Annotated in this window: 14 protein-coding genes; 7 read left to right on the top strand and 7 right to left on the bottom strand. The window is 33.7% G+C overall.

Annotation, left to right across the window (positions count from 1 at the left end):
* Positions 1 to 21: 21 nt before the first annotated feature.
* Entirely contained in the window at positions 22 to 432 is a 411-nt protein-coding gene (locus tag AC3VJB_RS09130; protein ID WP_437823096.1) for a Rieske (2Fe-2S) protein, read from the bottom strand.
* Positions 433 to 626: 194 nt separating this feature from the next.
* Here AC3VJB_RS09130 and greA point away from each other — a divergent pair, with 194 nt between their 5' ends.
* The 3 genes from greA to AC3VJB_RS09115 all read left to right on the top strand — a co-directional run bounded on the left by greA (position 627) and on the right by AC3VJB_RS09115 (position 1,795).
* Positions 627 to 1,100, top strand: a complete 474-nt coding sequence (gene greA / locus AC3VJB_RS09125; protein WP_047788513.1) for a transcription elongation factor GreA — start codon at positions 627 to 629, stop codon at positions 1,098 to 1,100.
* A 103-nt stretch (positions 1,101 to 1,203) separates the two neighbouring features.
* On the top strand, positions 1,204 to 1,596 hold the full coding sequence (locus tag AC3VJB_RS09120; RefSeq protein WP_159489784.1) for an HIT family protein: 393 nt from the start codon (positions 1,204 to 1,206) through the stop codon (positions 1,594 to 1,596).
* Between the two features lie 13 nt (positions 1,597 to 1,609).
* On the top strand, positions 1,610 to 1,795 hold the full coding sequence (locus tag AC3VJB_RS09115; protein ID WP_159489786.1) for a hypothetical protein: 186 nt from the start codon (positions 1,610 to 1,612) through the stop codon (positions 1,793 to 1,795).
* On the opposite strand, the gene AC3VJB_RS09110 is transcribed toward AC3VJB_RS09115, so the two are convergent.
* Positions 1,792 to 2,940 carry a sensor histidine kinase gene (locus tag AC3VJB_RS09110; RefSeq protein ID WP_497667053.1) on the bottom strand — a complete coding sequence of 383 codons (1,149 nt, stop codon included), beginning with the start codon at positions 2,938 to 2,940 and terminating at the stop codon, positions 1,792 to 1,794. The two genes, AC3VJB_RS09115 and AC3VJB_RS09110, sit on opposite strands and share 4 nt — an antisense overlap.
* A 75-nt stretch (positions 2,941 to 3,015) precedes the next feature.
* Between AC3VJB_RS09110 and AC3VJB_RS09105 the strand changes: the two genes are divergently transcribed.
* Together AC3VJB_RS09105 and AC3VJB_RS09100 are read left to right on the top strand one after the other, a co-directional pair.
* Positions 3,016 to 3,876 carry a flavin reductase family protein gene (locus AC3VJB_RS09105; RefSeq protein WP_167713211.1) on the top strand — a complete coding sequence of 287 codons (861 nt, stop codon included), beginning with the start codon at positions 3,016 to 3,018 and terminating at the stop codon, positions 3,874 to 3,876.
* A gap of 7 nt (positions 3,877 to 3,883) precedes the next feature.
* Complete coding sequence (locus tag AC3VJB_RS09100) at positions 3,884 to 4,249, top strand: DUF3127 domain-containing protein (protein WP_047788508.1); 366 nt, start codon at positions 3,884 to 3,886, stop codon at positions 4,247 to 4,249.
* 241 nt (positions 4,250 to 4,490) lie between these two features.
* Here the strand turns inward: AC3VJB_RS09100 and AC3VJB_RS09095 are convergent, their stop codons facing one another.
* From AC3VJB_RS09095 to AC3VJB_RS09085, 3 genes are all read right to left on the bottom strand, one after another.
* Positions 4,491 to 4,739: a DUF1456 family protein gene (locus AC3VJB_RS09095; RefSeq protein ID WP_073181707.1), complete on the bottom strand. Its 249-nt coding sequence runs from the start codon at positions 4,737 to 4,739 to the stop codon at positions 4,491 to 4,493.
* A gap of 12 nt (positions 4,740 to 4,751) precedes the next feature.
* Positions 4,752 to 5,387 (bottom strand): YqaA family protein, encoded by a 636-nt coding sequence (locus tag AC3VJB_RS09090; RefSeq protein ID WP_047788676.1) that lies wholly within the window; start codon positions 5,385 to 5,387, stop codon positions 4,752 to 4,754.
* Positions 5,388 to 5,468: 81 nt separating this feature from the next.
* Positions 5,469 to 7,025: an NAD(P)/FAD-dependent oxidoreductase gene (locus AC3VJB_RS09085; RefSeq protein WP_497667052.1), complete on the bottom strand. Its 1,557-nt coding sequence runs from the start codon at positions 7,023 to 7,025 to the stop codon at positions 5,469 to 5,471.
* A 66-nt stretch (positions 7,026 to 7,091) separates the two neighbouring features.
* Between AC3VJB_RS09085 and AC3VJB_RS09080 the strand changes: the two genes are divergently transcribed.
* Together AC3VJB_RS09080 and aat are read left to right on the top strand one after the other, a co-directional pair.
* Positions 7,092 to 8,471 carry a short-chain fatty acid transporter gene (locus AC3VJB_RS09080; RefSeq protein ID WP_497667051.1) on the top strand — a complete coding sequence of 460 codons (1,380 nt, stop codon included), beginning with the start codon at positions 7,092 to 7,094 and terminating at the stop codon, positions 8,469 to 8,471.
* 339 nt (positions 8,472 to 8,810) lie between these two features.
* The gene (aat, locus tag AC3VJB_RS09075; RefSeq protein WP_281979752.1) at positions 8,811 to 9,434 is read left to right on the top strand and encodes a leucyl/phenylalanyl-tRNA--protein transferase; all 624 of its coding nucleotides are present in this window, start codon (positions 8,811 to 8,813) and stop codon (positions 9,432 to 9,434) included.
* 99 nt (positions 9,435 to 9,533) lie between these two features.
* On the opposite strand, the gene AC3VJB_RS09070 is transcribed toward aat, so the two are convergent.
* Both AC3VJB_RS09070 and AC3VJB_RS09065 read right to left on the bottom strand, forming a co-directional pair.
* Positions 9,534 to 11,303, bottom strand: a complete 1,770-nt coding sequence (locus AC3VJB_RS09070; protein ID WP_159613494.1) for a DUF7380 domain-containing protein — start codon at positions 11,301 to 11,303, stop codon at positions 9,534 to 9,536.
* 147 nt (positions 11,304 to 11,450) lie between these two features.
* Entirely contained in the window at positions 11,451 to 11,600 is a 150-nt protein-coding gene (locus tag AC3VJB_RS09065; protein WP_497667050.1) for a hypothetical protein, read from the bottom strand.
* Between the last annotated feature and the right edge of the window lie 93 nt (positions 11,601 to 11,693).

Genomic DNA, 11,693 nt, shown 5'->3' with positions numbered 1-11,693 from the left:
TAATTGTTAGTACAAATAGTATTAACGAGATATTCTTAACTGATTGTTACTAATAGGAGTAACAAAATACATTAATGCATTACAGCCCTCACCATCTAAAGGAGCTCCACCAGAAAGGTAGTTGTATTTTTTATCATCGCAAGGGCAGATAATCTCTACTCCGTTAAAAGTCATTAAAGAGTTACAGTTTTGTTCAGGACATTGTTGATCAAAAGCTCTGTAACCAGAAGTTCCTGTTCTAAAAATAAAAACATTTCGCCCTTGTATCACGTTTTGCGATTCTCCTCCAGGAACTAATAAACCACTAAACTCAGGAAGAGATAAATCAATAATAGCATTCATTTTTATTCCAGAAAAACAGTTGTTAATAGGAGTGTTATCACTACAGCTAAAACAAATTATAACAAGAAATAAATAAAATATTTTTTTCATTTTTTAGTATAGAAGTTGTTATTGTAACGCAACGAAGTTACAAATATTTTGTACATTTGTAAGACAATCTCATTCCTAACGGCGTGAGATTTTTAAATTTAACCCACAGGGTTATAGGAAGAAAAGTTATATGCTTCTTACAAAACGTTAAAGAAAGCGTATAAAAGTTTGTTGATTTTAAAAAGAGAGAAGAGATGAGTAATGTATCATATTATACGGAAGAAGGATTAAAGAAACTTAAAGAAGAATTAGCGCATTTAGAGCAAGTAGAAAGACCACGTGTTTCTCAAGAAATTGCAGATGCTCGTGATAAAGGAGATTTGAGTGAGAATGCAGAATACCACGCTGCAAAAGAAGAGCAATCGTTGTTAGAAACAAAAATTGCAAAATTAAAAAACGTAGTAGCTAACGCTCGTATTATTGATGAAAGTCAGTTGGATACCTCAAAAATTTTAATCCATTCAATAGTGAAGATTAAAAATACAGTTAATGGAATGGAGTTTACGTATACGCTGGTAGCAGATAGCGAAAGTGATGTTAGAAACGGAAAATTATCTGTTAACTCACCAATAGGTAAAGGATTGTTAGGTAAAAAAGTAGGTGATGTTGCCGAAATACAAGTGCCTAACGGAATTATGAAGTTTGAAGTAATGGAGATTTCTCGATAAGAGAAAAAACAAATACAAAAAGAGTAAAGATTTATTCGGGTTTTAGCTTCGCTAGAACCCGATTTCTTTTTTACTTTTACTGTAAAATTAAATTAATAAAGACATGGCAAGTATTTTTACAAAGATTATAAACGGAGAAATTCCATCGTATAAAATAGCTGAAGATGATAACTACTTTGCTTTTTTAGACATCAACCCAAATGCAAAAGGACATACGTTAGTAATTCCTAAACGTGAAGAAAATAAATTATTTGACTTATCGAAAGAAGAGTACGACGGATTAATGTCTTTCTCTTACAGAGTAGCCAAAGCGATTGAGAAAACTATTCCGTGTGAACGTGTAGGGATGAGCGTAATTGGTTTAGAAGTGCCTCATGTACATGTACACTTAATTCCGTTGCAAACGATGGAGGATATCCGATTTGTAAAGAAAGAAAAATTAACAAATGAAGAGTTTGTAGCAGTAGCAGAAGATATTGCTAAGAATTTTGAATAAATAAAAAAGAGCTATGAAAAAGTGGATAAAAGAGGGGATAGCCTGGGGAGTAATTATGTTTATAATAATGGTAATATTCTTTCCGTGGTATGATGGAGAAGAAATTACATTAAAAAGAATGCTTGTAGGAGCGCTTATATGGGGAGCAGGAGGCTTCTTTTACGGTTTTTTAATGAACAAACTAAAGAGAGACAGTTAAACCTTATTCAATAAGATTTCAAAAGTAGTTCCTTTTCCTAGTTCAGATTTTAACACATGTATTCTTCCGTTATGGTAATCTTCGATAATACGCTTAGAGAGCGATAAACCCAGACCCCAGCCACGTTTTTTTGTGGTAAATCCTGGGTTGAATATTTGTGAAAATTGTGTTTTAGGAATCCCTTTACCAGTATCTGAAATTAAGATTTTTACATTTTTAGAACTTTCACTAATGCTAACAGATAGACTTCCTTTGCCTTGCATAGCATCAATAGCGTTTTTAATTAAGTTCTCTATTACCCAACCATATAATTCGGTATTTATATTGATTCGGATTTCTTCAGTTTCGGTAGTAAAAGAAAAAGAAATTTGTTTAGAACTTCTATTTTCTAAGTAGTCATAAGCAGTTTTAGTAATCGATACAACGTTATTGGGTTTTAACTCAGGAAGAGACCCTATTTTAGAAAAACGATTTGCGATGGTATTTAAGCGTCGCACATCTTTTTCAATTTCATCAACATAATCGTTACTTACATTTTCAGCACGTAAAATAGTTATCCAGCCTAATAATGAAGAAAGTGGCGTTCCTATTTGGTGTGCCGTTTCTTTAGCCATTCCTGTCCACAACTTATTTTGTTCAGCTACTTTGTTAGACTTGTACACCATGTAAATGATGGTAAGAAACAACCCTAAAATTAGTACTAAGGCAAGTGGATAGTATTTGAGCTTGTATAAAAGGTCAGAATTTCTATAGTAGATATGTTCTTTAATTCCTAAGTATTCTATCGCAATTGGCTCATTTTGCTTTTTCATGATGCTCAATTGCTTTTGAAGGTATTTAGGATCCGTAGACTTTATAGAGTCTAAGTTATGAAACTGTTTTATTTCGCCATCTTTACCAACCAAAATAGAAGGAATGTTCTCTATGGTTTCATAAACTTTGTTTACTAAATTAAAGTTGCCATCAGAGTCAGGGTTTGAAGCTACCTCCTTAATTGCAGTAGCATAAATCTCCATTTTAGCGCGTTCATCTTTTTTAAATTTTTGAAAAAACACATAGGTATTCCATAAAATAAATAAAACGATAAGTAAGGAAATACTAATTGCAATTCGCTTTACCCAATAAGTGTTTGTAAAAAAAGCCATCAATCAAATATAAACTATTCTCTAGAATAACTAAATTTATAAATAGGTAGTATATTTACACTAAAATTATATAGAATGTTATCAATAAATCCTAAAGATATACCAACTTCTAAACTGCATGGATATTTATTAGGAGCTGTAGCTCCAAGACCTATTGCTTTTGCAAGTACTGTAGATGCAGATGGAAATCCAAATTTATCACCATTTAGTTTTTTTAATGTATTTGGGGCAAACCCACCAATTATGATTTTTTCTCCAGCACGTAGTGTAAGAGGAAATAAAACCAAACATACGTTAGACAATGCTGAAGCAACCAGAGAAGTGGTTATTAATATTGTAAATTACGATATTGTTCAGCAAATGTCGTTGAGTAGTACGATGTATCCTAAAGGAGTTAATGAATTTATAAAAGCTGGTTTTACAATGTTACCTTCAGATGAGGTAAAGCCGTTTAGAGTAGCAGAATCTCCTGTACAATTTGAGTGTAAAGTAAAAGACATTATTTATACAGGTGAAGAAGGCGGAGCAGGAAACTTAATTGTGTGTGAAGTAGTAAAACTACACGTAAACGAAAATGTGTTAGCAGAAGATGGTAGTATAGATCAACATAAAATAGATTTAGTAGCCAGAGCAGGAGGAAATTATTACAGTAGAGCCAGAGATGGCTTTTTTGAAATACCAAAACCACTAACTACCTTAGGAATTGGAGTAGACCAAATACCTGCTGAAATAAGAAACAGTAGTATATTAACAGGAAATAATTTAGGGATGTTAGGTAATGTAGAACAGCTACCTACAGAAGAAGCTGTTAATAACTTTGCAAAAGAACATTCACAATTTGTGGGTATTTCAACTGAAAAAAAACATACTTTTGCACAAGAGTATTTACAAAACAATGATGTAGAAAGTGCTTGGAAGGTACTTTTAATTAAATAGATAAGAAATGGAAGTAATAGGGAAAATCAAATTAATTAACGAAACGCAAACATTTGGATCTAACGGATTTAGAAAGCGTGAAATGGTTGTAACTACTGATGAGCAGTACCCACAAATGATAATGATTGAGTTTATTCAAGATAAATGTGATTTATTAAATAATTATCAAGTAGGGCAAGATGTAAAGGTTTCTATTAATTTAAGAGGAAGAGAATGGATTAACCCACAAGGAGAAGCAAAATACTTTAATTCTGTTCAAGGATGGAGAATTGAAAACTTAGCACAAGCAGCTCCTCAAAACATTCCACCTGCTGATCAATTTGAACCAGCTCCAGATTTATCTGCAAACGAACCAGATGACCTACCTTTCTAAGAATACTTAGAAAAAATATGAATACAACAAAAAAGAGCGCAAAATTTGCGCTCTTTTTATGTTTTTGCGGAAAACTACATATTTACTTACGGTTATCCCTTTTAATAAGTTGAAAATCAGTTATATATTTGTAGTATAATCATTCAATAAATAATTATTGATTGAAAAATTTAAGGGGAAATAAAAACCTTCTGATATTAAATCAGAAGGTTTTTTAATTATATAAGTGTTAGTGGTGTGGTTACTTTTTTGTTGGCTTTTTCTCAGGCATCGGACCTCTTAAATGAATAATTAATCCGTTTAAAAAGTTACGTAAAAACTGATCACCGCATTCCATATACTTAGGGTGATCTTCTTTTCTAAAAATAGCGTTGATTTCCGATTTAGAAACTTTAAAATCTACCAAAGAGCAGATGTCAATAATATCAGTATCTCTTAATTTATGTGCTACTCGTAGCTTTTTAAAAATATCGTTGTTAGTTAGTCCCATAATTATTTTAAGTTAATTTACTACTGAAAAAATAGCCCATGCATAAATAGCAAAACGAGCAAAACGAAATAAGCCTACAAAAACTACATTTTTAAAAGGATATTTAATCATACCAGCAGTTAAACAGCTAATGGCAAAGGGTAGTGGTAATAGTGCACCTACCAAAATTAAAAAACCTCCCCATTTACTTGTGTTTTTAAGGTTTTTAGCCATTTTAACCTCTAAATAATTTCTTACAGAGTCAATCTTTAAAGAAGCTCTTCCTATAAAATAAGCACACAAACCTCCTAAATAAGATAAGGTAGCTAACAAAGAAATATTTACAATAGGATCTTCAGTTTTCTTAGACCATGCGATGAAAATTTCTGGCGGAATTAATCCTAAAATTGTTTCAGAGATAAAAAAAGTAATTAAAACTCCTGTTCTAGAAAAGGTTTCGGTCATGGTTTGTAAACCATCGTTAATATTATAAACATACTTGTTAAATAATAATAACCCTACAATAACGCCTACAATTGGCCAGAAAGCTTTTTTTAAGCTTACCCATATAAACATATAAAAACCAGTGCGATTATAATAGTTGTGTAAACGTTTATAATGCGGTTTATCTATTTTCTTTTTGTTATTTTTTTTATTCTTTTTACTCATCGCTAAAAAAAGCATCTAATTTTTAGGAATAGCAAAAGTACGAGGTAATTAGAAATTACACTAACAAATAGTTGTTAATTATTACAGGTTTGTAATAGCAGCCTCAGCACAACGTTCACCGTCCATAGCAGCTGAAATAATACCACCGGCATAACCACCACCTTCACCACAAGGAAAGAGCCCATCAATTTGTGGATGTTCAAGGTTTTCTTTTCTAGGAATATTTACAGGCGATGAGGTTCTAGATTCCACCCCAACAATGTTTGCTTCCGCAGTATAATACCCGTGCATCTTTTGTCCGAAAGCCGCAAAACCTTTACGCAATCTGCTTCCAATTAATTTAGGAAGTAACGAATGTAGCGGAGAAGAATTTAATCCGGGTTGATACGAACAGTCATTTAAAGAAGAAGACAATCTACCTTCCACAAAATCGGTTAAACGTTGCGCTGGAGCAACTTGACTTCTTCCGCCTGCGTTAAACGCTAACTTTTCTAAATCTTTTTGATATTGTAAGCCTTTTAAAACTCCGTATTTTTCATACTTAGGTAAATCTTTATCAACATTAATTTCAACGACAATACCCGAGTTGGCAAACTTGTTATTACGACGCGAAGGCGACATTCCGTTTACCACCACTTCACCATTAGCAGTTGCCGCAGGAACAATGAATCCACCAGGACACATACAGAAAGAATACACTCCACGGTTTCCTACTTGGTGTACTAAACTATATGCAGCAGCAGGTAATAACTCATCACGTTTACCTGAACAACTATATTGAATTTGATCGATAATTTCTTGCGGATGTTCTACACGAACTCCCATCGCAAACGATTTCGCTTTTAGCAAAATGTCTTTTTTATGCAATAGTTCGTATATATCTCTTGCAGAATGCCCAGTAGCCAAAACAACAGCATTTACAGCCATTTCAGTCCCGTTTTGTAACTGTATAGCTTGTAGTTTATTGTTTTTAACGATAAAATCGGTCACACGGGTTTCAAAATGAACTTCACCCCCATGTTTTAAAATCGTTTCGCGGATATTTTGAATAATCTTCGGAAGTTTGTTCGTTCCTATGTGCGGATGTGCATCGACTAAAATTTGATCGGTAGCACCGTGATATACTAAATTTTCAAATATTTTACGAACATCACCACGCTTTAAACTACGGGTGTATAATTTTCCGTCAGAATACGTTCCTGCACCACCTTCACCAAAACAATAGTTAGAATCTGGGTTTACTTCATGAAATTGGTTAATAGCACGTAAATCTCTACGACGATCTTGTACATTTTTACCACGTTCAAGTACAATAGGTTTATAGCCTAACTCAATACAACGAAGTGCTGCATACATTCCCGCAGGACCAAAACCTACAATATGAATTTCTTTCGCATTCGATACGTCTTGATATTCAAAAATATAATCAGGAGTATCAGGTTGCGGTTCGTTAACGTATACCGCTACCTTATAGTTAAAAATAACTTCTTTTTTACGTGCATCAATCGATTTACGTAACACCTTTACGCTAGTAATATCAGCTATATTAATACCTAGCTTCTTAGCAGCTTTTAGCTGTAAAATATTGTCTTTGCGTTCTTCTACTAAATTAACACGTAATTGAAGTTCTTTTACCATATTGCAAAACTAGGTAAAAAACTATTTATTCTATTTGATTATTTTTAGCAAATCAAACTTTAAACAATGAAGATTACGCAGGTTATAGAAAATGTTTTTAAAAAATATTTACCCTCACCTTTTACCATCGCTATATTATTAACACTGGTAACTCTTTTATTAGCACTGTTTTTTACAAAACCAGCAGAAAGTTCAGTAGTAAACTATTCTTTAGAGGTGTTACAATTTTGGGAAAACGGAATTTGGTCTAACGGATTACTCGTTTTTGCCTATCAAATGATGTTGATTTTGGTATTAGGGCATGTGTTGGTGTTGAGTAAGCCTGTGAGTAATTTAATTTTAAAAGTAACAAAATTCTGTACCAACACAGCAAACAGTGCAGCTATTGTAAGTTGTACTACTATGTTGGTAGCTTTCTTTAATTGGGGGCTAGGACTCATTTTTGGTGCTTTGTTGGCACGTAAAGTAGCAGAACATGCTCAACAACACAATATCAAACTAAATTACCCAATTATTGGAGCGGCGGGTTATATGGGATTGATGGTTTGGCATGGTGGAATTTCTGGATCGGCACCGATAAAAATTAACGAAAGCGGACATATTAAAAGTATTATGCAATCGGTTTCTTCGGATGAGGTTTTAGCTCAAATACCTGATGTGATTGATTATTCTCAAACCATTTTTAGTTGGTGGAATTTGCTGATTTTTTCCGTGGTAGTAGCTGTGGTGTCGGCAACCTTTTATTTTTTAGGAAAGAAAGCAGCTCCAACGGCGATTAATTTACCAGAATATAAAATGCATACTGATGAAAAGGTTAGCACACAAGCAGAAAGATTGGATAGTTCTCAATGGTTAGCAATTGTTTTTGGTGTGCTGATTTTAGTAGCGTTTGGTTATCGTTATTGGGCAGATATTCAACAGTTAAAAATTACACCGAATCTCATAAACTTTTTTATGTTAGGGTTAGGAATTATCCTTCACGGAAGTTTTAAAAAGTTTACGAACGCTGTGGGAGAATCGATTAGTGATGTTTCCGGAATTTTAATTCAGTTTCCATTGTATTTTGGTATTATGGGGGTGATGAAAAGCACGGGAATGGTTACTTTAATTTCTGACTTTTTCGTGTCGATAGCAACTGCAACGACCTTACCCATATTTACGTTTTTTAGTGCAGGTTTGGTTAATGTTTTTGTGCCGAGTGGGGGAGGACAGTGGATTGTACAAGGACCTATTGTGGTAGAAAGTGCGTTAAAATTAGGGGTTCCGTTGCCTAAAGCAATTATGGCACTAGCATACGGAGACCAAATAACTAACATGTTACAGCCTTTTTGGGCATTACCTTTATTAGGAATTACAAAACTAAAAGCAAAAGAAATTTTACCCTACACGTTAATTGCAATGGTGGTAGGTAGCGTAATTTATTTGTTAGGACTTACCTTGTTTTAAGAGTTTATTGAGGAAACCTCAGCGCGTCACGCTAATGGTTCCGTTGTGTTGAGGAAACGTCAGCGCGTCACGCTGAAGGTTTCGTTGTGTTGAGGAAACGCCAGCGCGTCACGCTGATGGTTTCGTTGTGTTGAGGAAACGCCAGCGCGTCACGCTGATGATTCCGTTGTGTTGAGGAAACGCCAGCGCGTCACGCTGATGGCTCCGTTATGTTGAGGAAACGTCAGCGAGCTTCGCTGATGGTGACTATACTTTGTTTTATTGAATAGTCTCTTTTATTGATAAAACGTTGATGTTGAATTGGCGGATATAGTATTTTTGTAAAAAAGAATATAACGAATGATTTGGCTTTCTGAAAAAATAGAGTTTCCTCCGTATGAGTTGGCTACTGATGATGGTTTACTGGCTTTGGGCGGTGATTTATCGGCTGAACGATTGGTGTATGCCTACCAACATGGAATTTTTCCGTGGTTTAATGAAGGGGAGCCGATTGTTTGGTATTCTCCATGGGAGCGTATGGTGTTATTTCCTGAGGAAGTGAAGATTTCCAAATCAATGAAACAGGTATTACGAAAAGGTGGTTTTATGATAACGGAAAACAAGGCTTTTGACGAGGTGATTTTTAATTGCCGACACATCAATCGTTTTGATCAATTAGGTACTTGGATTACCGATGAAATGGAAGATGCTTATATTAATTTACACGATAAAGGCTATGCAAAATCTATTGAAGTATGGATAGATGACAAACTAGTTGCAGGTTTGTACGGAGTAGATTTAGGAAATGGGGTGTTTTGTGGCGAAAGTATGTTTAGCAAAGTAAGTAATATGAGTAAAGTAGCTTTTATCCATTTAGCACAAAAGGGAGGTTACAAACTCATCGATTGCCAAGTATATAACGACCATTTAGCAAGTTTAGGCGCGAGAGAAATTCCTAGAGAGGAGTTTTTGAGGTGGTTGTGAACGTGTTTGAAGTAACTAATTTAGTAAATACAAACCGAATAGAAAATCCGCTAGGATATTCGAAAGTGAGCCTTTAGTAGTAATGGATTATACACAGTGTTAGCTACTGGTTTTTTCGTTAAATGTATATTTTCCAAGCCTTAAAATACAGAAAAAAACTAATGTTACAGCCTGTAAATTATAATCTGAGAATTGTAGAAATGAATGAGCAATATTATTTCTCAAGTTCTTTCCTTTTTGAGTAAATGTAAATTTAAAAAGCTCTATGTCCTTTTCCGTAAAATATTTTTTCGTTGTATCGTTTTCCAAAAGTTCTTCAAGTAGTTGTTCCTTTATTTCTCCTCTTTTTGATGTTGATGTATTTCCTCCAGATAGTCTAATAAAATCTCTTAGCGCTCCTTCAAATTTTAATGTCAAAGAATCCATTGCTAAAATGAAGTTGTTGATTTTATTGGTGTTCATTAATACCGAAAGTTCAAATTGGGCTATAAGATTATGAATTCCAGGTGCAAGCATTGTTAACCAATTTGAATTTTGGTCAATTTCATTATCGGTCATACCTCTTTTGAATTTAGTGCCGTACCAAGTTTGTGATTCAAAAAAGTCGTAGATTTTATAATAGTTCAGTTTACCAGTTAAAATTCCATCAACGAAAACTTTCAGAAAAAGACTAAAGCATTTAACCCCATGAGAAATGGTATAGCTCTGAATAACTTCTTTATCAATTTTTTCTGAATCTTCTAAGTTCTTGAAGTTGCTATTTATATCAAAGACACTTGTGCTAAATAGACTACGTATAGAGTTTTTAATCGTTTTCTCAGCGTTTTTTAGATTTTCTTCAGGGTCAACAAGAATATCTTCGTTAATAGAGAAGAATGCAAGTACTCCTTCTGTTGGCATATCTAATATGACTTTTGATTTCATATCAAGATACTTGTTGAACATTTCAGTTTCCTTTTCCCCAAGTTGCCAACTTACTTTTCCAAGTTTTACGGTTTGCTTCAGTCTATTATACTCTTTAAGATTATCTTCAGCTTCCTCCAATTTGCCTGCCAGTCTTAAATATTTAGCTTTTGTTCCAATTGTTGTATACTTGACAAAGTCTGTGTCCTCCTGATGTTGTTCTAGAATTAAATCTTCATTTTTTGCTAGTAGTTCATATAGTTGATTAAGTGGAAGTTCTAGTAACTTATAAAGTTGTATTCCTGCTTCTAATTTTTGCTTATTTGCAAAATATGAAACTGGGTTTTCATCTTCAACCCAGCTTGGTACTTTTAAAGCAATATCATTTAATTCTTCTTTTGAAAAAATGTTATTTTCTAAGATAGAGTTTAAAATATTTGGCTTAAACCAATTTGGTAAATCATTAATGAGGGTAATAGCTACTTCTTTTGCGACCTCTAACTTCTTCTTTGTTTTCTTTGAAATAAACAAAATTGCTGAAAGAATAATTGGTAATTCTCGAGATTCTTCTGCCTTAATTCTATTAATTGTAGCAATATAATTATCAATGGCAACTTCAGCATATTTATTATGCCTTATTTCTTGCCAGAGTAAATGAGAATATCTTGATTTTAGCCAAGAATTTTGAGTGAAGTCTAGTCGCTCTTTCAGATATTCAATGTCTTCCTTTTCTAAACCAATACTTGTTATTTGTCCTTGTGAATCTGTGACTTGCACATTCGTAAGTAACTCTCCTTTATTTAGATTGTAATTCAGAGACTTTCTTTCTACAATAACTTTCTTTTTCCAATCTCCTTCTATTTTAGCTGTTACTTTCAGTTCTCGATGAATATTCCATATGGTCAATGAATTCAGGTTTTCAATTGAGTCATAAAAGTCTTTTAATTTATCTGGAATTTGATTCATAGGTTTAGGTTAAACTTGCAGCTAACAGTTTTCTATAAGTACTTTTCATCCAAATATAAAAAAATAAAAAGAGTACTAAGAGTTTAATTTAATAGGGTTAGTTAAATAAGCGTCTTTAAAACAGACGCTTATTTAATAGTATATATTTTAAACCCCACTAACAGCACTAGCAAGTGGAGTTTGAGCAGGTTTGGCAATTCCGTAAATCACTACAACACCAGAGCCTCCACCCCAAGTAGAATAAGCAGGGTCAGGTTTTGCTTCCATTACCGTTTGAGGTAGGTTCCAGTTATACATCGGTCAGCATTTGTATACTACCAGAATGAATGGTGTGAATCACCTCTCCTGTAGTAGCGTTAAAAAGTTCTAATAGGAGGGATTATCACCTAG

The organism is Tenacibaculum sp. TB-53 (genome assembly GCF_059716285.2).
This window is presented reverse-complemented; position numbering and strand designations above follow the sequence as displayed.